Genomic DNA, 24,343 nt, shown 5'->3' on the forward strand with positions numbered 1-24,343 from the left:
GATTATCCCAGTACCCGTGCGCCCGCCGTGTCCAGCCGGCAAATATGAACAAAGCCTTCCTGATTTTGCAGGTAATTTTTATCCAGCCAGTCTGCGACACGCTGCGCCGTATCCGGCTTGTCGCATAAAGCGAACAGCGTCGGTCCTGACCCGGAGATACCACTGGCCAGCGCGCCGATTTCCGCTACCGCCTGACGTGCCTGGCTAAAGCCTGGCAGCAAACGGGTACGGTACGGCTCAGCAATGACATCTTTCATCAGCTTCGCGGCAAGCGCTGGCTGACGGGAATAGCAGGCATGGATAAACCCAGCCAAATGCCGCCCGTGGGCAATACAGTCTTGTCGGCGATACTGCGCAGGTAAAATCGCCCGCGCTTCTGCCGTCGATACTTTAATCCCCGGATATGCCAGCACCCATAGCCACTCATCAAAGCTTGGCACCTGCTGGCTGATAATGCCGTTTTCTTCAATCATTAACTGCATGCCGCCCAAAAAGCACGGGGCAACGTTATCGTAATGAATACTGCCGGAGATACGCCCTTCCAGCTCGCCCATTATTGCCAACAGGCGCGTATCGTTGAGCGGCTTACCGCAGTGTTCATTCATCGCGACCAGCGCTGCCACAACGGAACAGGCGCTGGAGCCTAACCCAGAGCCAATCGGCATATTTTTTTCCAGCGTCATCGCCACCGGAACGCTTTTACCCAGTTCCTGGCAGAAACGCTCCCAGCACTGGTAGACGATATTTTCTCGCGGCTCAGACGGCAGCTTATTAGCAAAGCGCCCGAGGTTGTTCAGGCTGAAATGGTCGGCCGCCTCAACGGACACCACATCGCCCAACAACGAGCCATCTATCGGGGTAACCGCCGCCCCGAGCACATCAAACCCGACGCTCATATTGGCACTGGAAGCCGGGGCATAAACTCTCACCATGTCAGACTCCTAACTTCCATGAAAGGGTACGTAGCAGGTCGGCGAATACGCCCGCCGCCGTCACGTCGTTACCCGCACCGTATCCGCGCAGAACTAACGGTAACGGCTGATAATAGTGGCTGTAAAACGCCAACGCGTTTTCACCGTTTTTCACTTTGAACAGCGGATCGTTGCCGTCTACTGCCTCTATTTTCACGCGGCAGACGCCGTCCTCTTCAATATTGCCAACATAGCGCAATACTTTCCCCTCATCACGGGCTTTCGCCACGCGCGCGGCAAAGGCGTCATCCAGCTGCGGTAATTTCGCCATAAATGCGGAAACATCACCGGAATCATCAAACTCTTTTGGCAGGACAGGCTCAATAACAATGTCTGAAAGCTCCAGCTCACGACCGGTTTCACGGGCGAGGATCAGCAGCTTACGCGCCACGTCCGTACCGGAAAGATCGTCACGTGGGTCGGGCTCGGTGTAGCCCAGTTCCCGCGCCAGAGTGGTGGCCCTGGAAAAGCTCATCCCCTCATCCAGCTTGCCGAAAATAAATGACAGCGAGCCGGAAAGAATGCCGGAGAAACGCTGCAATTCATCACCTGCGCTAAGCAGATTTTGCAAGTTTTCAATAACTGGTAAGCCCGCGCCCACGTTGGTGTCGTAAAGGAATTTACGCCGGGACTTCGCCGCAGCAAAACGCAGCTGATGGTAGTAATCCATCGACGAGGTGTTAGCCTTTTTGTTCGGCGTAACCACATGGAAGCCTTCACGCAGAAAATCAGCGTACTGATCCGCCACCGCCTGGCTTGATGTACAGTCGACAATCACCGGATTGAGCAGATGATATTCTTTCACCAGACGAATTAAGCGCCCAAGGTTGAATGGCTCTTTCGCGTTTTCCAGCTCAGCCTGCCAGTTTTCCAGATTCAAACCGTGGACGTTGGTCAGCAGGGCCTTCGAATTTGCCACGCCGCACACGCGCAGATCGATATGCTTCTTTTTAAGCCAGGTTTGCTGGCGTTTAAGCTGCTCCAGCAATGCACCACCCACCCCGCCTACGCCAATCACAAACACTTCAATCACCTGGTCGGTGTTGAACAGCATCTGATGGGTTACGCGCACACCAGTGGTGGCATCGTCGTTATTCACCACCACCGAAATAGAACGCTCAGACGAGCCCTGGGCGATAGCCACGATATTGATGTTAGCGCGAGCCAGCGCGGCAAAGAATTTCGCTGAGATGCCACGCAACGTGCGCATACCATCGCCCACAACTGAGATGATCGCCAGACGCTCAGTCACCGCCAGCGGCTCCAGCAGGCCTTCTTTCAGTTCGAGATAGAATTCATCCTGCATTGCGCGTTGCGCACGCGCGCAGTCGCCCTGCGGGACGCAGAAGCTAATACTGTATTCAGAAGAGGATTGCGTGATCAGCACCACTGAGATGCCCGCACGCGACATCGCGGCAAAAACGCGCGCCGCCATGCCTACCATGCCTTTCATTCCTGGGCCGGAGACGCTAAACATCGCCATGTTATTGAGGTTAGAAATACCTTTGACCGGCAAATCGTCTTCATCACTGCTGGCGCCGATCAGCGTACCCGGCGCTTGCGGATTGCCGGTATTTTTTATCAGACAGGGGATCTGAAACTGGGCAATAGGGGTAATGGTGCGTGGGTGCAGAACTTTGGCGCCGAAGTAAGAAAGCTCCATCGCTTCCTGATAAGACATCGATTTCAGCAATCGGGCGTCGGGAACCTGGCGCGGATCGCAGGTATATACGCCATCAACATCGGTCCAGATTTCACAACAATCAGCACGCAAACAGGCGGCCAGTACGGCGGCAGAGTAGTCGGAGCCATTACGTCCCAGCACCACTAACTCACCTTTCTCATTCCCGGCGGTAAATCCGGCCATCAGAATCATGTGGTCCGCAGGAATACGGCTGGCGGCAATACGACGCGTAGATTCAGCAATATCAACGGTAGATTCAAGGTAATGGCCTACCGCCAGTAATTTCTCGACCGGGTCGATGACCGTCACGTTGTGCCCACGCGCTTCCAACAGGCCTGCCATGATGGCGATCGACATTTTTTCGCCACGGCAGATAAGCGCGGCATTGATGCTGTCCGGGCACTGTCCCAACAGGCTGATGCCATGCAGGACGTGCTTAATCTGAGCAAATTCTTGTTCAACAAAGGCTTTAAGCGGAGCCAGCGGGAAGCCCGGTTGTGCGGCGGCCAACCCCACCAACAGCTCAGAGAAAATACGTTCGGCGTCGCTGATATTGGCTAAAGCATCCTGACCACCGATGGTCTTCTCAATCATCGCCACCAGATGGTTGGTAATTTTTGCGGGGGCAGAGAGCACGGTCGCAACCTGCCCCTGTCTGGCATTGCTTTCCAGAATATCGGCAACCCGCAGAAAGCGCTCTGCATTTGCCACTGATGTACCGCCGAACTTCAACACTCGCATGGTTTACCTCATTGCCTTTGGTCGAAAAAAAAGCCCGCACTGTTTAGGTGCGGGCTTTTTCTTGTGTTTCCTGTACGCGTCAGCCCGCACCGTTACCTGTGGTAATGGTGATGGTTGTGGTAATAGTGATGCTGATGCGTTTCATGATGTTGTGTGCTCTGTAATTATTTATTATCTGTCCTGTATTCTTTTAGGGTTAAAGTATCTGCTGACCTAAGTCAATAAATTTTTAAATTGATCACATTCCGAAACTTGTTCACGAGCGACTGCTTGCCCTTTTACTTTCAACCAATACAGCATGTCTCGCCTACTTGAATCCAGAATAAAAAACCAGAAATAAAAATATTTACAGCACTTTATTTTGTAAGATTTTTTTCTATGTCATGTAAAAAACGGTGCAACATTGCGGTGTCTCGCTGCTCTAACAGACCCATTCGCTGTTGCAGCCAGTCCGTCAACTTAATGTCGTCAGAAACGTTCAGCGTGGCTAATAAACGCAAAACTCGTTCGCGCAATGCCTGTAGCTGATGCTCATCCGTTACCTCAATGTTTCTGGCCGGTTGTTGTATTAAACCTGCTAATTGATAGCAATACACCATCACCGCCTGCCCCAAATTGAGTGAAGGGTAGTCAGCTACCATAGGTACCCCGGTGAGTACATCCGCCAGAGCCAATTCTTCGTTGGTCAGCCCCGAATCTTCACGGCCAAAAACCAGTGCGGCATGATCCATCCACGTTGATTTTTCCTGCAACAGGGGAACCAGTTCGACCGGTGTGGCGTAATAATGAAACTTCGCCCGGCTACGCGCCGTGGTCGCAACGGTAAAATCAACGTCGTGAAGCGCCTCCGCTAACGTTGGAAAAACATTAATATTATCAATAATATCGCCAGAACCATGCGCAACCCATCGCGTGGCGGGTTCCAGATGGGCCTCACTGTCAACGATCCGCATCTGGGTGAATCCCATGGTCTTCATTGCACGGGCAGCCGCACCAATATTTTCCGCTCTGGCGGGGGCAACCAGAATAATTGTTAAACGCATTTCGATACTCTTTTGGCCTGTGTACAGGTAATAATGTGACGCACATCAACATATTACGCATCGCGAATTTACATATTTTTAACAGAAGTCACTGAAAAAGCATTTCGCGTTCAGTAAAAAATGCTAAACTATTTCCAGGCTGCACTATTGCCTTATATGTTAACAAAAGTTGCATATCCTTCTGTTTATCCATGATAATTTAATTTAAAATGGTTCGCATTGGTTGGATTCATTACATTTATTAATTAGCGCGTGCAACTAGTTGTAATATTGAAATTTTGTGATGAAAGCAAACATTTGGATACGTTGATTTCATCAAACTGTTAACGTGCTACAATTGAACTTGATATATGTCAACGAAGCGTAGTTTTATTGGGTGTCCGGCATGTCTTAGCCTGTTATGTTGCTGTTAAAATGGTTAGGATGACAGCCGTTTTTGACACTGTCGGGTCCAGAGGGAAACTACCCACGACCAAGCTAATGATGTTGTTGACGTTGATGGAAAGTGCATCAAGAACGCAATTACGTACTTTAGTCATGTTACGCCGATCATGTTAATTTACGGCATGCATCAGGCAGGTCAGGGACTTTTGTACTTCCTGTTTCGATTTAGTTGGCAATTTAGGTAGCAAACATGCAGACCCCGCACATTCTTATCGTTGAAGACGAGTTAGTAACACGCAACACGTTGAAAAGCATTTTCGAAGCAGAAGGCTATGATGTATTCGAAGCGACAGATGGCGCGGAAATGCATCAGATTCTCTCTGAATATGACATCAACCTTGTGATTATGGATATCAATCTGCCTGGGAAAAATGGCCTGCTGTTAGCGCGCGAACTCCGCGAACAAGCTAACGTTGCGCTGATGTTCCTGACGGGCCGTGATAACGAAGTCGATAAAATTCTCGGCCTCGAAATCGGCGCAGACGATTACATCACTAAGCCGTTTAACCCGCGCGAGCTGACTATCCGTGCTCGTAACCTGCTGTCCCGTACCATGAACCTAGGTACTGTCAGCGAAGAACGCCGTAGCGTCGAAAGCTACAAGTTCAATGGCTGGGAGCTGGACATCAACAGCCGCTCTCTGATTGGTCCTGACGGCGAGCAGTATAAACTGCCACGCAGCGAATTCCGTGCCATGCTTCACTTCTGTGAGAATCCGGGCAAGATCCAGTCTCGCGCAGAGCTGCTGAAAAAAATGACCGGTCGCGAACTGAAGCCGCATGACCGTACCGTTGACGTGACTATCCGCCGCATTCGTAAACATTTCGAATCAACGCCGGATACGCCAGAAATCATCGCCACTATTCACGGTGAAGGCTACCGTTTCTGCGGCGACCTGCAGGATTAATTCAATCCTCACAGGTAAAAAAACGGCGCTTTATGCGCCGTTTTTCATTTTTCGTTTCCCCAGCGCCCTATTTCCACAAGCGAAACTCGTCGCTCTTCGCAGGCTGAGGCTCCGGAAGTTCTGTAGACTTTGCCCTAGGTTTTGGCTGCGCCAACGAGTGCCAGTCAAGATGACGCGTCAGAAACATCACTCCGCACAGCGCGAGCAACAACACGCCTGTTCCCAGCAGTAAAGAGCTGTCCTGTGAACGGAGCAGCACCCACATCACACCATCCAGCGCCAGCAACGCCACGGTGAACAACATACTGTTACGCCATCCCAGTATCGCCTGAAGGTACACGCCGTTCATCAACGCCCCCACCAGGCTTGCAGTGATCCACGCGGCGGTAAAACCAATGTGTTCCGACAGCGCCAGCAGCAGCAGATAAAACATCACCAGCGACAGCCCCACCAGCAGATACTGCATAGGGTGCAAACGCAGGCTGGTCATACTTTCAAGCACGAAGAAAAACATGAAGGTCAGCACAATCAGTAAAATGGCATATTTTGTTGCCCTGTCCGTTAACTGATACTGATCTGCAGGCGTGGCGACGGCGACGCTAAACGCCGGCATGCCCAGCCAGCCAATCTTTTCGTCGTCAAAGCGCTCACCGAGGTTATTCGCGAACCAACTGCTTTGCCACTGGGCCTTGAATCCGGATTCGCTGATTTCACGCTTAGCCGGGAGAAAGTCACCAAGAAAACTGGGATGCGGCCAGTTGCTGGTTAAGGTCATTTCACTATTACGCCCCACCGGAACGACCGAGAAATTTCCTGTTCCGCTCAAATTGAGCGACAGCGTCATGCTCAGATTTTTCTCCGCCCAGCTCACGTCGGGTAACGGAATGTGGATCCCTTGCGCACGTCCATCCAGCCCCGTCCCCGGTTCAACCGCCAGCGGCGTTCCATTGACCTGCGGCGTATTTACCACACCAATCCCGCGCGCATCCCCCACGCTAACCACAATAAACGGTTTGCCGACGCTGACATTGGGATGGTTTAAATCACTCAACCGTTCGGCGTTAAACTCGGCCTTCACCGAGAGGTCATTGTGCCAGACCTGCCCCTCATAAATACCGATTTTACGCGCTGCAACGTTCTGATTCCCCTCAACCACCAACGACTCCGGCAGCCAGAAATGGATATAGCTTCGCTTACGCTGGATCTCTTTGCCATCCTCCAGCGAGGTATAAAGCTCTGTGACCGGAATGGCTATCAACGGGCCGACCATCTTTTGCGGTCCGCTGGTGCTCTGGCGGATTGCATCTTCAACGTCATCACGATAATCGGATCGCTCAACGATTATCTGCCTGACCATCGTGAGTGGAATTAACAGCAGCAATATTGCGCCACCTAAGGTGACAACTTTCCAAAACAGGGGTGATTTAAACATAGCGTTCTCCTTTGCAATTTCAGCAAGGTAGAACAGCTATGTGCGCAGAATTTGAAGTTATGTGAAGTGACGGTGAAGTGTAAACGAGGCCTGTGCGCCACCTTCAGGTCGGTTGCATAATGTCACCGTACCTGCATGCAGTCGCGCAACTTCGCTGACAAACGCCAGTCCCAACCCGCTGCTCTTGTGCCCATTCTCACGGGGCAACGAGTAGAAGCGCTCAAAAATACGCGGTAACGCAAAGTCAGGGATGCCGCTGCCGCTGTCGATGACCCGCAACGTGACCTGATCCTCCTGCTGATGCGCGCTCAGCGTAATTACCCCATCCTGTGGCGTGAAGTCGATAGCGTTGTCGAGCAAATTCCCCAGAGCCTGCTCCAGCAACGCAAGATCGGCAGCGACGCTAAGAGATGAAGGCATAATGGTTAACGTGATGTTTTTTGCCGCCAGCTGCACGCTACGCGCCTCTTTAAGCTGGGTAAAAAGCGCATCTACCGCCACTGGCGTCAACGTAATGTCCTGTCGATTCTCCAGTCGCGCCTGCCGTAGCAAGGTTTCAACCAGCGCCTGCATGCGCGCATTTTGCGTCAGAATATTATCAGTAAAGCGCGCAACCACGTTTGGCGGCGGGCCTTCGCGCAAAATCTCAGCCGCACCGCGAATGGCCGCCAGCGGGCTTTTCAGTTCATGCGTCAACGCATACACATATTGCTCAATATAATTCTTGCCCTCCAGCTTCAAACGCATACTTTCCAACGCCTGCGCCAGTTTACGTAGCTCACTACTACCTAAATCTGGCAGCGGGACGGGGCGATTTTCGGTGACAGAGTCGGCATAGCGCGCCAGTCGGGCAATGGAGCGGTTTATCCACCACACCATCCCAAAGCCAATCACTAAGGCAATGCCCAGCAATACGGCGCTGGCCCACAGCATCCGCCGTTCACTGCGTTTAATCACCGGTGCCATTGCCGCATTCGGCTTACCTACGCTCAGCACCCCGATAATACGCCCGCCGTCCACGATCGGTGCGGCAACGTACATCACTGAACTTTCCGGATCATCCGGGTTTTGCGGCGTGCTACGAGCGCCGTATTGCCCGCGTAGCGTTAACCACACGTCGTTCCAGCGGGAGTAGTCCTGACCGACGGCCTGGTTAGCTGAATCAAACACCACCTTGCCCTGCGCGTCCGTCATGTAGACATGGTATTCATTACGTACTTTGTTAATGCCGCTGATATTGGCGCGGAATGGGCGGTTATGCAGCTGTGAAAAGGCCTGCGCCAGCTTGCCGTTGGTAGGTGAGTCAGAGAGTAAGTCATCACGTGCCAGCGCGGCCAGCAGCGTGGCGGTATCAATTAAAGTACCTTCGGTCGCCCGGCGAACGCCTGGCTTAATTTCCTGTACAAAGATCGACAAAACGAACCAGGCGGCGACGGCGACAATCAGAAAATAGCCGAGCAGCAAACGCATACCAATGCGCATCAGACGCTCCTCAGGCTGTATCCCATACCGCGATGCGTATTGATGGGGGAAAGCTCGGGGTTGATGGCCCGCAGCTTGGCGCGCAGCGTTTTGATGTGGGTATCAACCGTTCTGTCAAAGGTATCCTGCGCATCGGCCCAGACTAAATCCATCAACTGCTGGCGAGAGTAGATGCGACCTGGCGACATCAGCAAGGTTTTTAGCAACAGAAATTCATAGCGCGTCAGGTTTAACGGCATACCGAACCAACTGATCTGCGCGGCCAGCTCATTAAGTTCAAAATCCCCACAGCGCGTCGTCGATGAAGGCACGGAGAATTTTTGCACCCTCCGCAGCAGCGTACGCACACGTGCGCACACTTCGCGCGGCGAAAAAGGCTTGGCAACATAGTCATCCGCACCAATTTCCAGCCCCAGCAGGCGATCAACTTCATCACTGCGCGCAGTCAAAAAGAGAATCGGTAGCGCCGGATGGCGTTCCAACAGGCGTCGGCACAGTTCAAAACCGCTGATATCCGGCAGTCCGACATCCAGAACGATCGCATCAGGGCATCGCTGGCGAGATTTTTCCAGCACGGGTAACCCGCGCTCAAACGCTTCGACGCTAAAGCCTTCCTGTTGCAGCATGTAGATAAGCGTATCGGCGATGCCCTGCTCATCCTCCACCAACCAGATCAACGGCTGTTGCATTTTGCTTCCTTGTTATTGCCGCCACGGCATAATCGGTACCGCGCTGATGGCATTTTTGGGCGATCCATCGACCACTTTATCTGAATAGGCCAGATAGGCCAGCGCATTACGTTTTGCGTCGTAAAAACGCACAACCTGTAAAGATTTAAACACCAGCGATGTCCGTTTTTTAAATACCACTTCGCCCTGCGCTTTGCCGTTCTTGATTCTGTCGCTCAGTTCTACCGGCCCCACCTGCTGACAGGAGATCGCGGCATCAGAGGTATCTTCCGCCAGCCCCAATCCACCTTTGATGCCGCCGGTCTTCGCACGACTCACATAGCAGGTCACATTGGTCACATCCGGATCGTCAAACGCTTCGACCACAATTTTATGATCCGGGCCAAACATTTTGAATACCGTATCAACCGATCCAATCTGCTCCGCATGGGCGGCCTGCGTCAACATCAGCAGAATTGAGGAAATGATTAAGCTCTTATATTTCATATTGTTACCATTCTTAAATGTTGCACTGTGTAATAATTCGACATTCTAAGATAAAACGTATACAGATCACAGGATTACAATAATTACGTTTTCGTATGTCCGAAAAAAGCATTTATGAGCAAAAAAAACACTGAATGCTAAAACAACAAAAAATGCTATTATCCACATACCTGACGTCAGGTACTCGTTGTTGAAAGGATGAGGATATTATATGGATCAGGCTGGCATTATTCGCGACCTGTTAATCTGGCTGGAAGGTCATCTGGATCAGCCTTTGTCGCTTGACAATGTGGCGGCAAAAGCAGGCTATTCCAAGTGGCACCTGCAGAGAATGTTTAAGGACGTGACGGGCCATGCTATTGGCGCCTATATCCGCGCCCGTCGTTTATCGAAATCCGCAGTGGCGCTACGCCTGACTGCGCGTCCGATTCTGGATATTGCCCTGCAATATCGCTTCGACTCTCAACAAACCTTTACCCGCGCGTTCAAGAAACAGTTTTCCCAGACGCCTGCGCTGTATCGTCGCTCGCCGGACTGGAGCGCGTTCGGTATTCGCCCACCAATGCGACTGGGTGAATTTGCTATGCCGGCGCATGAGTTCGTCACGCTGGAAGATACGCAACTGCTTGGCACCACACAAAGCTATTCCTGCTCGCTGGAACAGATTTCGGATTTCCGTCATGAAATGCGTATTCAGTTCTGGCGCGATTTCCTCAGTCAGGCTCCTGCGATCCCTCCGGTGCTGTACGGGCTAAACGAAACGCGTCCGAGCATTGAAAAAGATGACGAGCAGGAAGTGTTTTACACCACTGCGCTAACGCCGGAACAGGCCAATGGCTATGTGCCATCGGCGCAGCCTATTCTGTTACAGGGCGGCGAGTACGTGATGTTCACCTATGAAGGGCTGGGGACCGGCGTGCAGGAGTTTATCCTGACGGTGTATGGCACATGCATGCCGATGCTGAACCTGACGCGCCGTAAAGGGCAGGATATCGAGCGATACTACCCGGCAGAAGATGCCAAAGCGGGAGATCGCCCGATCAACCTGCGCTGCGAATTCCTGATTCCAATTCGCCGCTAACGCTGCAGTTCATCCAAAGCAGGGGCGTCAAGATGAGAGATGTCCCCTGCCGTTTCAACTACCCATCCCGGCGCCAGCCACAAACTTTCCTGGTAATCGACACGAGAAATAGAACAGTTGCGCAGACGCAGGCGACGTTCAGCCCATGCCGGTAATCCCAGAATCGTACTCACCAGGCAACCCAGCGCGATACCGTGACTGACCAGCAACGGACGACTCCCCGGCGGCAGTTCCAGACAGGATGCCAGCGCCGCGTTAACGCGATCGCTCAGTTCCTGCATCGATTCCCCCTCCGGAATACGACCATCAACAGTACCGTTCACCAACTGGCGACGCCAACCCTCTTCCTCCGGCGTCAGCGTATCGATATGACGTTGCTCCAGCACGCCCATATTCAGTTCGCGCAGGCGGGAGTCATAGGCGATATCACAGCCGCAGGCCTGGGCGATGATTTCTGCGGTGCGTCGTGTACGACCTAAATCGCTACTGATGACATGCGTAATACCAAACGAGCGGGCGCGTTCACCCACCTGCATGGCTTGCTGCTCACCTTTAGCGGTCAGTGGGCTGTCTGACTGGCCTTGAATACGTCGCTCGGCGTTCCACTGCGTTTCGCCATGGCGAACAAGGTATACCTGTAACATGCTTTTTTTCCGTTATACTGCGATGCGATGAATTTTCAAACTGAGCTTAATTATGCACAAGGTTATCTCTGCGACCACCAATCCTGCCAAAATTCAGGCAATTCTGCGGGCATTTGAAGAGATTTTCGGGGAAGGATCCTGCCATATTGAACCCGTCGCCGTCGAGAGTGGCGTACCGGAACAGCCTTTCGGAAGCCAGGAAACGCGCACTGGCGCACGAAATCGCGTTGATAACGCGCGTCGCCTGCACCCGCAGGCTGATTTCTGGGTCGCTATTGAAGCGGGAATCGACGATGACGCCACCTTCAGTTGGGTGGTGATTGATAACGGCGTCCAGCGCGGCGAAGCCCGTTCAGCCACGTTGCCATTGCCTGCTGTCATTCTCGACAGAGTACGCCAGGGTGAAGCGCTCGGCCCGGTAATGTCGCAGTACACGGGCATTGACGAGATTGGCCGTAAAGAGGGTGCAATCGGCGTCTTTACCGCCGGCAAGCTGACGCGCTCAAGCGTCTACCACCAGGCGGTGATTCTGGCGCTCAGTCCGTTTCATAACGCGGTGTATTTATAGCATTGTGCCGGATGTTCAATCGTAGGCCGGGTAAAGCAAAGCTGCATCCGGCGGATCAATTTTTACCGAGCAATACCTGCTCCAGCCAATGACGCAGATCCACCGGTGCGGATTTGAGGCTATTCGAACCCCGCGTAATGGTGGCAATCCCCGCCCCAAGCTCATTTTTCAACTCGCGCTGGCTCATCTCACCGCGCAGCAACTCTTCTATGATCCGCACGCGCGTGCCCAACGCTTCGCGCTCATCCGGCGTTAACATCAAGTTGAGCAGCGGCAGGTGTAAGTCTTGTTCATAGGCGTGTTTAAGCAGATCGACAAAACGTAACCACTCCTGGTGACGCTGTTCTGCCATCTCTGCTGAATAGGGTGATTGCTGAGTCATAAGTTATCGCCATCGTTGCGGGGGGAAGCGAGCTTGCCTCCCCCTTTGTACTCTTTAACGAGTACAATAGCATAACACAACCTACGCGATCAGTAACGACGTTGCCATTCTGCGTCGCTCATCAACTCCGGTTTATCGCCGAGGAAATAGCGATAGTACGCATCATAAGCCAGTACGTTCTTCACGTAGCCCCGCGTTTCTGAGAATGGAATGCTCTCGACAAACGCGACCGCATCGATACGGCCCGCGCTATTGCCAAGCCAGGTACGAACGCGCCCCGGACCGGCGTTATAAGCCGCCGACGCAAAAATGCGGTTATTGCCGAATTGCTGATACACATACTGTAAATAGCTGGTACCAATGTTGATGTTGGTATCAGGATCCAGTAGCTGGCTCGGGCTGCTGTAACCCGGAATCGAGAACATTTTCACCGTATGCGTCGCCGTGCCCGGCATAATCTGCATCAACCCGCTGGCGCCAACCGGCGATTTCACTTTCGGGTTCCAGGCGCTCTCCTGACGCGCTATCGCCATCGCATAGCTTGGCGTAATATCCTTGCCGCTGGTATAGCGGGTAAACAGATCCTTGTAGGCCAATGGGAAACGCTCTTCCAGATGATCCCACAACTTACCGGCGATCGTGGCCTGTACGCTTAGATCCCACCAGTGATTGTTGAACGCGTAGCGCGCCAGTTGAGCCTGCTCGGACTTCGTGCGGCTGGTGACCAGATTCGCCCATTCACTGCGTGCAGTATTATCCATGTTCCAGTACATAAGCTCGCGTACGCGCGCCATTTCCGGTCCCTGAGTTAGCGCAGAGTCAACTTTGTCTGGCGCTTTATCCACTTTCAGCGCGTACTCTTCGCCCAGACGCTGTGCCGCAACCATTGGATAGAAACCGCGCTGCTGCATGAGCTGGTGCAGGATCTCTTTGGCTTCCGCTTCACGTCCGCGCTCCAGCAACAGATCCGCCTGCCAGTAGCGCCATTCATCTTTTTCTTTGGCTTCCATTGGCAGGCGCGCCAGCCAGGTATTCAGGCCACGGCGATCGCCGGTTCCCAGCGCCATGCGCACGCGGCGCTCCACAAGCGTCGTGGAATTCGAGCGCATAATGGCATCATCGCGCCATTTTGCCTGCTCGTCGGTAACGTCATTGCCCATCAGCCGCCAGGCAACAATATCGCGCAGCTCCTGGGTTTGCTCGTCATTCAACTGCTGCGCCTGCACCAGCGAGGGGATCATCAGGCGGGCATTTTCCGCATCCTGACGCGCCACGCTTGCAAAGGCAACCGCCGCCATCTGGCGGGTAAAATCAGTGGCTCCAGTGGTGCGAGCAAAAGTCATTACCGAATTCGGATCGTTGGCCAGCGCGATGATCGCTGAAGCGATGGTTTGATATTCTGCGGGCATCTGTCCGGCCAACGCCGTGACCAGTCCGGTATTCCCGGCTTTCATCGCCAGACGAATACGCTCCAGATACGCCAGCGGATCCTGGGTGCCTGAGGCACGCCATACGCCGAATAATTTGTCACAGGCGTTCGGCTGACTTTTTCCGCTCAGCCACAGTTCTTTCGCCCCCTGCCAGGCTTCTTCAGTTTGTCCGGTACTCCATTTCGCGAAGTAATAGTTACATTGCGCTTCGGTGGTGCCCGGTTTTTCTGGGCTGAACGCCAGCAACCCACGCCAGTCTTCGCGGCGCGCCAGTTCATTCACGAAACGCGATTGCAGAGTACGCGCGGGCGGCAGTGTCGGGTTGGCGCGCACAAAATTGGTGACGGTAATGGTGGGCTGATTCATCAGATCGTCAGTGATCTGGCGATATTCCAGATACGGATACAGAGGATAGTTCTTCAGGCCTGGCATCATCTGTTCTACGACATCCATCTGTCGGTTATCCCAGGCCTGCTTAATTTGCGCATAGCGATTGCGCTGCTCATCCAGGGAATCCGCTCGCGCTACTTGACTGACCGTCAGCAGACATACGCTGGCAGCCAGCAGGCGCCAGGTAAATTGTTTGGCTTTGTCCACAAGCTCTTCCTCTTCTCATGTTACGTCTGTGCAGCATCATGCCGCTTAATTCATTCATGCTAACCAGACATTGCAGAATGCGCCACGTCACGGACACTTTTTTACTTTTGTTGCGAGTGAGATCTGCTGGCTGGGATTGGACAATGAAAAAGGCTACACTTCGCCTTTGATAACTATTTACCAATAATTAGCCCTAAATAATTCAAGTTGCAGCAAGGCGGCGAGCAAGTGAATCCCCTGAGCGTACAAAAGTACGTGACTGGGGTGAACGACACAGCCAACGTATTTGCGGCTTGAAGTATGACGGGATAAACATAGAGGCGAGTCCAACGTGGCCCAATTCGTTTATACCATGCATCGTGTCGGCAAAGTCGTTCCGCCGAAACGTCATATTCTTAAAAACATCTCACTGAGCTTCTTCCCTGGCGCCAAAATCGGTGTACTCGGTCTGAACGGCGCAGGTAAATCTACTCTGCTGCGCATCATGGCCGGCATTGATACCGATATCGAAGGGGAAGCTCGCCCACAGCCAGGCATTAAAATCGGTTACCTGCCGCAGGAACCGAAACTGAACCCGGAACATACCGTTCGCGAATCCGTTGAAGAAGCGGTTGCTGAAGTGGTTAACGCGCTGAAAGGCCTGGATGAAGTGTACGCGAAGTACGCCGAACCGGACGCTGACTTCGATAAGCTGGCCGCGCAACAGGGCAAGTTTGAAGAGATTATTCAGGCGCACGACGGTCATAACCTGAACGTGCAGCTTGAGCGTGCCGCTGACGCTCTGCGTCTGCCGGACTGGGATGCCAAAATTGAAAATCTTTCCGGTGGTGAACGCCGCCGCGTCGCGCTGTGCCGCCTGCTGCTGGAAAAACCAGACATGCTGCTGCTCGACGAACCGACTAACCACCTGGACGCCGAATCCGTCGCGTGGCTGGAACGCTTCCTGCACGACTTCGAAGGCACCGTGGTGGCCATTACCCACGACCGTTACTTCCTCGACAACGTAGCTGGTTGGATTCTGGAACTTGACCGCGGTGAAGGTATTCCATGGGAAGGCAACTACTCCTCCTGGCTGGAGCAGAAAGATCAGCGTCTGGCCCAGGAAGCCTCTCAGGAAGCGGCTCGCCGTAAATCCATTGAGAAAGAACTGGAGTGGGTTCGTCAGGGCGCGAAAGGACGTCAGTCTAAGGGCAAAGCCCGTCTGGCACGCTTTGAAGAGCTGAACAACACTGAATACCAGAAACGTAACGAAACCAACGAGCTGTTTATCCCACCTGGAGCACGTCTGGGCGATAAAGTCGTTGAAGTCACCAATCTGCGTAAATCCTACGGCGATCGTGTGTTGATTGACGACCTGAGCTTCTCGGTACCGAAAGGCGCTATCGTCGGCATCATCGGTCCGAACGGCGCGGGTAAATCAACCCTGTTCCGTATGATGTCCGGTCAGGAACAGCCTGACAGCGGCACCATCACGCTGGGTGAAACCGTTAAGCTGGCCTCCGTTGACCAGTTCCGTGACGCCATGGACAACAGCAAAACCGTGTGGGAAGAAGTGTCCGGCGGGCTGGATATCATGAAGATCGGCAACACCGAAATGCCAAGCCGTGCCTATGTGGGCCGCTTCAACTTCAAAGGTGTGGATCAGGGTAAACGCGTCGGCGAATTGTCCGGCGGTGAGCGTGGTCGTCTGCACCTGGCGAAGCTGCTGCAGGTTGGCGGCAACATGCTGCTGCTCGATGAACCAACTAACGACCTGGATATCGAAACCCTGCGCGCGCTGGAAAACGCCCTGCTGGAGTTCCCGGGCTGTGCAATGGTTATCTCGCACGACCGTTGGTTCCTTGACCGTATCGCGACCCATATCCTGGATTATCAGGATGAAGGTAAGGTGGAATTCTTCGAAGGTAACTTTACCGAATACGAAGAGTACAAGAAACGCACGCTGGGCGCGGATGCGCTGGAGCCGAAGCGTATTAAGTACAAACGTATTTCGAAGTAATTACCGTTAAGCGCCGGATGGCGGCGTGATGCCTTATCAGGCCTACGAGGTTAGTGCGACTTGTAGGCTGGATAAGCGCGGCCCCATCCGGCATTTAAACTATCTCTGCTCGCCCATCAACTCTTTCACCAACTCCACGCAGCGCAGGAAGCGACCATCGTAGTCCGGCTCCTGAACGTGCACAAAATTGATATTGTTCTCCTGCAGCATCTCGACCAACAGCGTCTGAAACGCTTTTCTGTCAACCGAGCTGCCAAGGCTGCGCAAACCATCTGCCACCCATGGGGTGTTGTTTTCCAGCAGGATCACCAGGTCAAAGCGATACTCGTCAATCAGCGCCTGCACAAACGGGTGTTCACGCCCTTCGTACTTTTTGCAGAAGGCCTGAGTAGTCACGAAATCGGTGTCGATGAAAGCCACTTTATTGGCATACTTAACAGCAAAATCAATGTATTGCGCTTGTCCCAGAGCGATTTTATCGTAGTCGGAATACTGCAACGCCATCTCATCGCCGCCCAAATGGGAGAAAACGTAATCACGCCCATATTCCCACGCACTGGTGGTGTTAAAAATGTTGGCAAGCTTGTTTACCAGCGTCGATTTTCCGCTCGACTCCCCGCCGAGGATCGCCACGGTGCGCACGAAAAACGGCTTCACTTCGGTGGGAATATACTCCCAGTAGCGAAACGGGTTCTCACGGATTTGCCCGCCGCTGATGCTCATAAACGTCCGCTTGGGATCCACCAGCACGGTTTCGATCCCCAAATGTTCGAGGTACTGCGGAGCATCTGACTCTTCAGAGGTGTAGATCCAGTTTGGCTGGATCCCTTTCTCCTGCATAAACGTTTTTATCCCGTTGCTCCACACATCCCACCCGTGTGGATACGGCTCCATGCCCTCTTCGTTGAAGGCATGAATTCGAATATTTTTCTGATACTTAAAGGTTTGTAGCAGCCAGCGTAGACGATCAGGCACCGTGGGCTGTTGCGACATGGCGCTGTCTTCAAACAAGCTTCTATCGCGCGTGTCGTCATAGCCCATGATGATATGCAGTTCATCAACCTGACTGCAGGCGCGCTGGATAAGATAGATATGGCCGGTATGCAGCGGATAAAACTTTCCGAATACCACACCGATATTTTTCTGCTGGCGTGGAAACTCCAGCCCGAGAAAACGGTGCAACGCCTCCAGCTTTTGCGCGCTGGGGCTTTTAATTTTGGCATTCAACAGTTGGCTTAGATATCCCTTGGTCATGCCACTGGCATCCGCCACCTGTTGCAGGGTACAGCCCTTTTGCTTAATGGCGGTTTTCAGATAATCAAATGACACAAGAGCCTCCTGCTGAAAAAATAAACGTTATACCCAATGCCGCCGGAAAGACGGCGGGTATTTTATTATAGGTCGTCAAACACGCTTAACGCATCTGCAAGCTTCTTAACGCCAAAGACCTGCATCCCTTCCGGCACTTTTTTCGGTACGTTGGCGGCGGGAACAATCGCCCGACGAAAGCCGTGCTTCGCCGCTTCTGAAATACGCTCCTGACCGCTGGGCACAGGGCGGATTTCTCCCGCCAGACCCACTTCACCAAAGACCACCAGATCCTGCGGCAACGGCCTGTCGCGCAGGCTGGACACCATTGCCAACAGCAGTGCCAGGTCGGCGCTGGTTTCCGTAACCTTTACGCCGCCGACCACGTTGACAAACACGTCCTGATCCGCCATCTGCAAGCCGCCATGACGATGCAACACCGCCAGCAAAATCGCCAGACGGTTTTGTTCCAGACCAACCGCCACGCGGCGCGGGTTTGCCATCATTGAGTGATCGACCAGCGCCTGAATCTCTACCAGCAGCGGGCGCGTGCCTTCCCAGACCACCATCACCGAACTACCGGAAGTGACTTCATCGCCACGGCTTAAAAAGATTGCAGAGGGATTGCTAACTTCGCGCAGCCCCTGTTCGGTCATGGCAAAGACGCCCAGCTCATTCACCGCGCCAAAACGGTTTTTATGGCTACGCAGAGTGCGGAAACGCGAATCGGCGTCACCGTCGAGCAACACTGAGCAGTCAATACAGTGCTCCAGCACCTTCGGCCCGGCCAGAGAACCGTCTTTGGTGACGTGGCCGACCATCACAATCGCCACGCCGCGCGTTTTGGCGAAGCGCGTCAGGTAAGCTGCGGTTTCACGCACCTGCGCCACGCTGCCCGGCGAAGACTGAATGTCCGCCATATGCATCACCTGAATGGAGTCGATCACCATCAGCTTCGGCTGTTCTTCTTCAGCGATCAGGCAAATTTGTTCGATACTGGTTTCCGACAGCATGTTCAGGTTCGCTGTCGGCAGGCCAAGTCGATGCGCGCGCATCGCCACCTGTTGCAGCGACTCTTCGCCGGTGACGTACAGGGTTTTCATCTGCTCGGCAAGCCTGCACAGCGTTTGCAGCAGCAGCGTTGATTTGCCCGCGCCGGGGTTACCGCCAATCAGTATGGCGCTGCCGGGCACCACACCACCGCCGAGTACGCGGTCGAACTCTTTGAATCCGGTAGAAAAACGCGGCAGTTCCTCAAGGCTGATGTCAGAGAGCTTCTGCACTTTTGCGACGCCTGCATTTCCGGCATAGCCGCTGAGTCGCTCGTTGCGCGCCACCGTTGGCGACGCGGCAAGACGCACCTCGGTTATGGTGTTCCAGGCCTGACAGGCGCTGCATTGCCCCTGCCAACGCGGGTAATCGGCCCCGCATTCATTACAAACAAAGGCGCGTTTAGGAGCTTTTGCCACGTTTTACCTCATTATTTCTGATTCATGCTGCCAGAGAGAATGCAGAACACGCCCATCAGGTCAGCGTGACGGATAGTAATCTCCGTCTTTTCATTCACTTTGGGTTTCGCATGATACGCAATGCCCAGCCCGGCCGTTTTGATCATCGGCAGATCGTTGGCACCGTCGCCGATCGCCACCGTCTGCGCCATCGGGATCTCATATTCTTGCGCCAGGCGGGTCAGCGTACTGGCTTTATACTGCGCATCGACGATATCGCCGATCACGTTGCCAGTGAATTTACCGTCCATGATCTCCAGCTCATTCGCCACAGCTGCCGTCAGGCGCAGCTTGTTACGCAGATAATCGGCAAAGAAAGTAAACCCGCCGGAAGCAATAGCCACTTTCCAGCCAAGCGTTTCCAGTTTTAACACCAGCTGAGTCAGGCCAGGCATCAGCGGCAATGTTTCTCGCACCTGGTGCAAAATGTTGGCATCAGCCCCCTTCAGCGTCGCCACGCGGCTGCGCAGGCTGGCGGTGAAATCAAGCTCGCCGCGCATCGCGCGTTCGGTGACTTCGGCAACCATTTCACCGGTCCCGGCCAGTTTGGCAATTTCATCAATGCATTCGATCTGGATAGCCGTTGAATCCATGTCCATCACCAGCAAACCCGGCGTGCGCAAATGCGGAATTTTGCCCAGCGGGGCAACATCCAGTTTGGCATCATGCGCCAGTTTTGCCGCACGCGGCGTTAACGAGCCTGCCAGACGAATCACCTGATAATCCTCAACGCACCACGCCGCTACGATCACCATCGCCGCGCCCAGTTTGCTCTGGTATTGCGTTAAACGCTGTTTATCCAGCCCACGACCGTACAGCAGCCAGCCACTGCGGCCTGCGTGGTAATCCAGCGGCATGACTTCATCACCGCTTAAAGAGAGAGGCAGACCTGGCCACAGAGAGACATCTTCAGGTAGATCGCACCAGGTAATGTTAGGCATTAAAGCTCCTGTAAAATCGTTCGGGTCGGAATCATCAGGGGAAAATAACGCATGAGGCTACCCTGTAACCAGCGCTTCTGGCAACATTAAGTCTCAAATTTTCAGCAGGTGGAATATGGCTCGCACAAAACTGAAATTCCGACTTCATCGTGCAGTGATTGTATTGTCCTGCCTTGCGCTGCTCGTCGCGCTGATGCAAGGCGCATCCTGGTTCAGTCAAAGCCACCAGCAGCAGCGTAATCCGCAGCTTGAAGAGCTGGCCCGCACGCTGGCTCGCCAGGTCGCGTTAAACGTCGCCCCGCTGATGCGTACCGAAACGCCGGATGAAAAGCGCATTAAAACGGTGCTCACCCAGTTGACGGAGAGTAGCCGTATTCTGGATGCGGGCGTGTACGATGAGCAGGGAGACCTGATCACGCGCACCGGTGAGAGTGTCAACGTTCGTGACCGACTGGCGCTCGACGGTAAAAAAGCCGGGGGCTATTTTAACCAGCAAATTGTCGAACCCATTCAGGGAAAAAATGGACCACTGGGCTATCTGCGCCTGACGCTGGATACCCATACGCTTGCCACTGAAGCCAAGCAGGTAGATAACACCACCAACATCTTGCGCCTGATGCTGCTTCTGTCACTGGCAATTGGCGTGGTGCTCACCCGTACTTTATTGCAAGGCAAGCGTACTCGCTGGCAGCAATCCCCTTTCCTGCTGACCGCTAACAAACCGGTGCAGGACGAAGATAAAGATTAATCAGAAAAGGAAATCGCTATGTCCACACTACGCCTGCTTATCTCCGATTCTTACGATCCATGGTTTAACCTGGCGGTTGAAGAGTGCATTTTTCGCCAGATGCCCGCCACGCAGCGCGTCCTGTTCTTATGGCGGAACGCCGATACGGTGGTGATTGGCCGGGCGCAAAACCCGTGGAAAGAGTGCAACACCCGCCGGATGGAGGAAGATAACGTGCGACTCGCCCGTCGCAGCAGCGGCGGCGGCGCGGTGTTCCATGACTTAGGTAATACCTGCTTTACCTTTATGGCCGGAAAACCGGAATACGACAAAACTATCTCCACCGCGATAGTCCTCAATGCGCTGAATATGCTGGGCGTAGAAGCTGAAGCCTCCGGGCGTAACGATCTGGTGGTGAAAACGCCGGACGGCGATCGTAAAGTCTCTGGTTCTGCTTATCGTGAAACGAAAGACCGTGGATTCCACCACGGCACGCTATTGCTGAATGCCGATCTCAGTCGCCTGGCAAACTATCTCAATCCCGATAAAAAGAAACTTGCCGCCAAAGGCATCACTTCAGTTCGCTCGCGCGTGGCAAATTTGACCGAGCTATTACCGGGCATCACTCATCAACAGGTTTGTCAGGCCATCACGGAGGCCTTTTTCGCCCACTACGGCGAACGCGTAGAAGCCGAGATTATCTCCCCGGACAAAGCGCCGGATCTGCCGAACTTTGCCGAAACCTTTGCCCGCCAGAGCAGTTGGGAGTGGAACTTTGGTCAGGCGCCAGCCTTCTCGCACCTGTTGGACGAGCGTTTCACCTGGGGCGGCGTTGAACTGCATTTCGACGTTGAAAAAGGGCATATCACGCGTACGCAGGTGTTTACCGACAGTCTCAATCCCGCGCCGTTAGAAGCGCTGGCGGGTCGTCTGCAAGGATGCTTGTACCGTGCGGATATGCTGCAACAGGAGTGCGAGGCGCTGCTGGTTGATTTCCCGGAGCAAGAAAAAGAGTTACGCGAGCTGTCGGCATGGATTGCCGGCGCGGTGCGTTAAGCGCAGGCCTGAAAATGCCGGATGGCGGCGACGCCTTATCCGGCCTGCGAGAACAATGTTAAGCCCGGTCAGCGCAGCGCCACCGGGCACAAACAACATTACTCTTTATCGCCCAGCAGAACGGATTCCAGCGCGATTTTGATCATGTCATTGAAGGTCGTCTGACGTTCAGCGGCAGTGGTCTGCTCGTGAGTACGGATATGGTCGGACACGGTGCAGATAGTCAGCGCTTTCGCACCAAATTCAGCCGCAACGCCATAAATGCCCGCCGCTTCCATTTCCACGCCCAGCACGCCGTATTTTTCCATGACGTCGAACATTTCGCCGTCCGGAGAGTAGAACAGGTCAGCGGAGAACAGGTTACCCACGCGCGCGTCTACGCCCAGCGCTTTTGCTGCATCAACAGCGTTACGCACCATGTCGAAGTCAGCGATAGCAGCGAAATCATGATCTTTAAAGCGGATACGGTTAACTTTGGAATCGGTGCAGGCACCCATACCGATAACCACGTCACGCAGTTTGACGTCCATACGCACGGCGCCACAGGAGCCTACGCGAATGATTTTCTTCACGCCGAAATCGGTGATCAGCTCTTTGGTGTAGATGGAGCAGGATGGGATACCCATACCGTGGCCCATTACGGAGATCTTACGGCCTTTGTAGGTACCAGTGAAACCTAACATGCCGCGAACGTTGTTCACTTCACGGACATCTTCGAGGAAAGTTTCAGCAATATGCTTCGCACGCAGCGGGTCGCCCGGCATCAATACGACGTCAGCGAAATCACCCATTTCTGCATTAATATGTGGAGTTGCCATCAATTTATCCTTATTAAAATTGAGAAGAATACCCAAAGGATTTCGCGTTGTAGGAAGGCGACGAATTCGTGAATCCCCGGAAGCATAGATTAACTATGTGACCGGGGTGAGCGAACAAAGTCAACGCATCTACAGCGCGAAAGACAACGGGTATCACAGCATGTTTTTACCGTAGTCCATCGGCGACGTACCAAAGTAGCTCGCCAGCGTCTGGCCGATATCCGCGAAGGTTTCACGGTGACCTAAAGAACCGGGTTTCACTTTCGGGCCGTAAACCAGTACCGGAATGTGTTCACGGGTGTGGTCTGTTCCGGTCCAGCTCGGGTCGCAGCCATGGTCAGCAGTCAGGATCAGAATGTCATCTTCACCCACCAGCTCCATCAGCTCAGGCAGACGGCGGTCGAACAGTTCCAGACCTGCGGCATAACCGGCGATATCGCGACGGTGGCCCCAGGAAGAATCGAAATCAACGAAGTTAGTAAAGACGATGGTCTTATCACCCGCTTCTTTCATCTCTTTGATGGTGGCGTCGAACAGCGCGTCCAGACCGGTAGCTTTCACTTTTTTGGTGATGCCGCAGTTCGCATAGATATCCGCGATTTTACCAACGGAAACCACGTGGCCGTCTTTCTCGTCGACCAGTTTCTGCAGCACGGTCGGTGCTGGCGGCTCAACGGCCAGGTCGTGACGGTTACCGGTACGCTGGAAATTACCGGCTTTATCACCAATAAACGGACGCGCAATAACACGACCGATGTTGTAACCACCTTCGGTCAGCTCTTCACGGGCGATTTCGCACAGTTCGTAGAGTTTATCCAGGCCAAAAGTCTCTTCGTGACAGGCAATCTGGAACACTGAGTCAGCGGAGGTATAGAAAATCGGCTTGCCGGTTTTCATATGCTCTTCACCCAGCTGATCCAGAATCACGGTACCGGAAGAGTGGCAGTTACCGAGGTAGCCCGGCAGGTTGGCACGTTTTACCAGCTTATCCAGCAGTTCCTGCGGGAAGCTGTTTTCATGATCGGAGAAGTAACCCCAGTCAAACAGAACCGGTACACCGGCGATTTCCCAGTGGCCGGACGGCGTGTCTTTTCCGGAAGAGAGTTCATGCGCCCAGGCGTAAGCACCAATCACTTCCGCATTACCGTCCATGCCGGCAGCAATTTTACCTGTAGAGCCTTCGTGAGCTTTCACCAGGCCCAGACGGGTCAGGTTAGGCAGATTCAGTGGACCTTTGCGACCATTGTCAGCTTCACCTTTCGCACAGGCTTCTGCAATGTGTCCCATAGTGTCTGAGCCTACGTCGCCAAAGCGATCCGCATCTTCAGTCGCACCAATACCAAAGGAGTCCAGCACCATAATAAATGCACGTTTCATCTTGTTCTCCATACATCTGCGCCGCAAA

23 protein-coding genes and 1 other annotated feature are annotated in these 24,343 nt (G+C 53.6%); of the genes, 6 read left to right on the forward strand and 17 right to left on the reverse strand.

From position 1 onward, the window contains the following. Positions 1–2: 2 nt before the first annotated feature. The 5 genes from thrB to yjjY all read right to left on the reverse strand — a co-directional run bounded on the left by thrB (position 3) and on the right by yjjY (position 4,978). Complete coding sequence (thrB, locus tag NMD08_RS22045; RefSeq protein ID WP_370619065.1) at positions 3–932, reverse strand: homoserine kinase; 930 nt, start codon at positions 930–932, stop codon at positions 3–5. A gap of 1 nt (position 933) precedes the next feature. Next, a complete protein-coding gene (gene thrA, locus NMD08_RS22050; protein WP_187259125.1) occupies positions 934–3,396 on the reverse strand; it encodes a bifunctional aspartate kinase/homoserine dehydrogenase I in 2,463 nt (820 codons plus the stop codon). A gap of 23 nt (positions 3,397–3,419) precedes the next feature. Next, positions 3,420–3,546 (reverse strand) — a sequence feature (Thr leader region). Then, on the reverse strand, positions 3,476–3,541 hold the full coding sequence (thrL, locus tag NMD08_RS22055) for a thr operon leader peptide (RefSeq protein ID WP_032337689.1): 66 nt from the start codon (positions 3,539–3,541) through the stop codon (positions 3,476–3,478). (Overlaps the previous feature by 66 nt.) Positions 3,547–3,752: 206 nt before the next feature. Next, entirely contained in the window at positions 3,753–4,439 is a 687-nt protein-coding gene (locus tag NMD08_RS22060) for a tRNA/rRNA methyltransferase (RefSeq protein ID WP_151224530.1), read from the reverse strand. Positions 4,440–4,837: 398 nt separating this feature from the next. After that, positions 4,838–4,978, reverse strand: a complete 141-nt coding sequence (yjjY, locus tag NMD08_RS22065; protein ID WP_042998021.1) for a protein YjjY — start codon at positions 4,976–4,978, stop codon at positions 4,838–4,840. A gap of 95 nt (positions 4,979–5,073) precedes the next feature. Here yjjY and arcA point away from each other — a divergent pair, with 95 nt between their 5' ends. Continuing rightward, positions 5,074–5,790 carry a two-component system response regulator ArcA gene (gene arcA / locus NMD08_RS22070; RefSeq protein ID WP_001194359.1) on the forward strand — a complete coding sequence of 239 codons (717 nt, stop codon included), beginning with the start codon at positions 5,074–5,076 and terminating at the stop codon, positions 5,788–5,790. A gap of 67 nt (positions 5,791–5,857) precedes the next feature. Here the strand turns inward: arcA and creD are convergent, their stop codons facing one another. The 4 genes from creD to creA are packed head-to-tail and all read right to left on the reverse strand — an operon-like array spanning position 5,858 to position 9,879. Beyond that, a complete protein-coding gene (creD, locus tag NMD08_RS22075) occupies positions 5,858–7,222 on the reverse strand; it encodes a cell envelope integrity protein CreD (protein ID WP_151216683.1) in 1,365 nt (454 codons plus the stop codon). Positions 7,223–7,279: 57 nt separating this feature from the next. Further along, a complete protein-coding gene (creC, locus tag NMD08_RS22080; protein ID WP_151216682.1) occupies positions 7,280–8,704 on the reverse strand; it encodes a two-component system sensor histidine kinase CreC in 1,425 nt (474 codons plus the stop codon). Beyond that, positions 8,704–9,393, reverse strand: a complete 690-nt coding sequence (gene creB, locus NMD08_RS22085; RefSeq protein ID WP_151216681.1) for a two-component system response regulator CreB — start codon at positions 9,391–9,393, stop codon at positions 8,704–8,706. The genes creC and creB overlap by 1 nt, the downstream gene beginning before the upstream one ends. A 12-nt stretch (positions 9,394–9,405) precedes the next feature. Then, complete coding sequence (gene creA, locus NMD08_RS22090) at positions 9,406–9,879, reverse strand: protein CreA (protein WP_151216680.1); 474 nt, start codon at positions 9,877–9,879, stop codon at positions 9,406–9,408. A gap of 211 nt (positions 9,880–10,090) precedes the next feature. On the opposite strand from creA, the gene robA reads away from it, so the two are divergent. Beyond that, entirely contained in the window at positions 10,091–10,960 is an 870-nt protein-coding gene (gene robA / locus NMD08_RS22095) for an MDR efflux pump AcrAB transcriptional activator RobA (protein WP_151216679.1), read from the forward strand. On the opposite strand, the gene gpmB is transcribed toward robA, so the two are convergent. Then, a complete protein-coding gene (gene gpmB, locus NMD08_RS22100) occupies positions 10,957–11,604 on the reverse strand; it encodes a 2,3-diphosphoglycerate-dependent phosphoglycerate mutase GpmB (RefSeq protein WP_151216678.1) in 648 nt (215 codons plus the stop codon). The two genes, robA and gpmB, sit on opposite strands and share 4 nt — an antisense overlap. Before the next feature lie 52 nt (positions 11,605–11,656). Between gpmB and yjjX the strand changes: the two genes are divergently transcribed. Beyond that, positions 11,657–12,172, forward strand: coding sequence for an inosine/xanthosine triphosphatase (gene yjjX / locus NMD08_RS22105; protein WP_038637026.1), 516 nt, complete (start codon positions 11,657–11,659; stop codon positions 12,170–12,172). A 55-nt stretch (positions 12,173–12,227) separates the two neighbouring features. Here yjjX and trpR read toward each other — a convergent pair whose 3' ends face one another. Beyond that, a complete protein-coding gene (gene trpR, locus NMD08_RS22110; RefSeq protein ID WP_005123945.1) occupies positions 12,228–12,554 on the reverse strand; it encodes a trp operon repressor in 327 nt (108 codons plus the stop codon). An 89-nt stretch (positions 12,555–12,643) separates the two neighbouring features. Continuing rightward, on the reverse strand, positions 12,644–14,581 hold the full coding sequence (sltY, locus tag NMD08_RS22115) for a murein transglycosylase (protein WP_187259128.1): 1,938 nt from the start codon (positions 14,579–14,581) through the stop codon (positions 12,644–12,646). Positions 14,582–14,912: 331 nt separating this feature from the next. Here sltY and ettA point away from each other — a divergent pair, with 331 nt between their 5' ends. Beyond that, positions 14,913–16,580, forward strand: coding sequence for an energy-dependent translational throttle protein EttA (gene ettA / locus NMD08_RS22120; protein WP_003019019.1), 1,668 nt, complete (start codon positions 14,913–14,915; stop codon positions 16,578–16,580). 99 nt (positions 16,581–16,679) lie between these two features. Here the strand turns inward: ettA and nadR are convergent, their stop codons facing one another. The 3 genes from nadR to serB all read right to left on the reverse strand — a co-directional run bounded on the left by nadR (position 16,680) and on the right by serB (position 20,337). Continuing rightward, positions 16,680–17,909 carry a multifunctional transcriptional regulator/nicotinamide-nucleotide adenylyltransferase/ribosylnicotinamide kinase NadR gene (nadR, locus tag NMD08_RS22125; protein WP_126319332.1) on the reverse strand — a complete coding sequence of 410 codons (1,230 nt, stop codon included), beginning with the start codon at positions 17,907–17,909 and terminating at the stop codon, positions 16,680–16,682. Positions 17,910–17,974: 65 nt separating this feature from the next. After that, positions 17,975–19,357 (reverse strand): DNA repair protein RadA, encoded by a 1,383-nt coding sequence (radA, locus tag NMD08_RS22130; protein WP_001728171.1) that lies wholly within the window; start codon positions 19,355–19,357, stop codon positions 17,975–17,977. Between the two features lie 11 nt (positions 19,358–19,368). Further along, positions 19,369–20,337 carry a phosphoserine phosphatase gene (gene serB, locus NMD08_RS22135; protein WP_003019027.1) on the reverse strand — a complete coding sequence of 323 codons (969 nt, stop codon included), beginning with the start codon at positions 20,335–20,337 and terminating at the stop codon, positions 19,369–19,371. Between the two features lie 115 nt (positions 20,338–20,452). Here serB and NMD08_RS22140 point away from each other — a divergent pair, with 115 nt between their 5' ends. Together NMD08_RS22140 and lplA are read left to right on the forward strand one after the other, a co-directional pair. Then, entirely contained in the window at positions 20,453–21,085 is a 633-nt protein-coding gene (locus NMD08_RS22140; protein ID WP_151216676.1) for a YtjB family periplasmic protein, read from the forward strand. 18 nt (positions 21,086–21,103) lie between these two features. Continuing rightward, entirely contained in the window at positions 21,104–22,120 is a 1,017-nt protein-coding gene (lplA, locus tag NMD08_RS22145) for a lipoate--protein ligase LplA (protein ID WP_151216675.1), read from the forward strand. Positions 22,121–22,218: 98 nt separating this feature from the next. On the opposite strand, the gene deoD is transcribed toward lplA, so the two are convergent. Continuing rightward, positions 22,219–22,938, reverse strand: coding sequence for a purine-nucleoside phosphorylase (gene deoD, locus NMD08_RS22150; protein ID WP_000224864.1), 720 nt, complete (start codon positions 22,936–22,938; stop codon positions 22,219–22,221). Between the two features lie 153 nt (positions 22,939–23,091). Continuing rightward, entirely contained in the window at positions 23,092–24,315 is a 1,224-nt protein-coding gene (gene deoB, locus NMD08_RS22155) for a phosphopentomutase (RefSeq protein WP_003019037.1), read from the reverse strand. Between the last annotated feature and the right edge of the window lie 28 nt (positions 24,316–24,343).

The organism is Citrobacter meridianamericanus (assembly GCF_041320245.1).
Lineage (GTDB): Bacteria > Pseudomonadota > Gammaproteobacteria > Enterobacterales > Enterobacteriaceae > Citrobacter > Citrobacter meridianamericanus.

What these genes read in the sequence shown, in the direction of transcription:
- yjjX (WP_038637026.1), top strand. Translation starts at nt 11,657, where the DNA reads ATGCACAAGGTTATCTCTGCGACCACCAATCCTGCCAAAATTCAGGCA.
- robA (WP_151216679.1), top strand. Translation starts at nt 10,091, where the DNA reads ATGGATCAGGCTGGCATTATTCGCGACCTGTTAATCTGGCTGGAAGGT.
- serB (WP_003019027.1), bottom strand. Translation starts at nt 20,337, where the DNA reads ATGCCTAACATTACCTGGTGCGATCTACCTGAAGATGTCTCTCTGTGG.
- gpmB (WP_151216678.1), bottom strand. Translation starts at nt 11,604, where the DNA reads ATGTTACAGGTATACCTTGTTCGCCATGGCGAAACGCAGTGGAACGCC.
- yjjY (WP_042998021.1), bottom strand. Translation starts at nt 4,978, where the DNA reads ATGACTAAAGTACGTAATTGCGTTCTTGATGCACTTTCCATCAACGTC.
- creA (WP_151216680.1), bottom strand. Translation starts at nt 9,879, where the DNA reads ATGAAATATAAGAGCTTAATCATTTCCTCAATTCTGCTGATGTTGACG.
- arcA (WP_001194359.1), top strand. Translation starts at nt 5,074, where the DNA reads ATGCAGACCCCGCACATTCTTATCGTTGAAGACGAGTTAGTAACACGC.
- creB (WP_151216681.1), bottom strand. Translation starts at nt 9,393, where the DNA reads ATGCAACAGCCGTTGATCTGGTTGGTGGAGGATGAGCAGGGCATCGCC.
- deoB (WP_003019037.1), bottom strand. Translation starts at nt 24,315, where the DNA reads ATGAAACGTGCATTTATTATGGTGCTGGACTCCTTTGGTATTGGTGCG.
- lplA (WP_151216675.1), top strand. Translation starts at nt 21,104, where the DNA reads ATGTCCACACTACGCCTGCTTATCTCCGATTCTTACGATCCATGGTTT.
- creC (WP_151216682.1), bottom strand. Translation starts at nt 8,704, where the DNA reads ATGCGCATTGGTATGCGTTTGCTGCTCGGCTATTTTCTGATTGTCGCC.
- trpR (WP_005123945.1), bottom strand. Translation starts at nt 12,554, where the DNA reads ATGACTCAGCAATCACCCTATTCAGCAGAGATGGCAGAACAGCGTCAC.
- NMD08_RS22140 (WP_151216676.1), top strand. Translation starts at nt 20,453, where the DNA reads ATGGCTCGCACAAAACTGAAATTCCGACTTCATCGTGCAGTGATTGTA.
- thrB (WP_370619065.1), bottom strand. Translation starts at nt 932, where the DNA reads ATGGTGAGAGTTTATGCCCCGGCTTCCAGTGCCAATATGAGCGTCGGG.
- thrA (WP_187259125.1), bottom strand. Translation starts at nt 3,396, where the DNA reads ATGCGAGTGTTGAAGTTCGGCGGTACATCAGTGGCAAATGCAGAGCGC.
- NMD08_RS22060 (WP_151224530.1), bottom strand. Translation starts at nt 4,439, where the DNA reads ATGCGTTTAACAATTATTCTGGTTGCCCCCGCCAGAGCGGAAAATATT.
- deoD (WP_000224864.1), bottom strand. Translation starts at nt 22,938, where the DNA reads ATGGCAACTCCACATATTAATGCAGAAATGGGTGATTTCGCTGACGTC.
- creD (WP_151216683.1), bottom strand. Translation starts at nt 7,222, where the DNA reads ATGTTTAAATCACCCCTGTTTTGGAAAGTTGTCACCTTAGGTGGCGCA.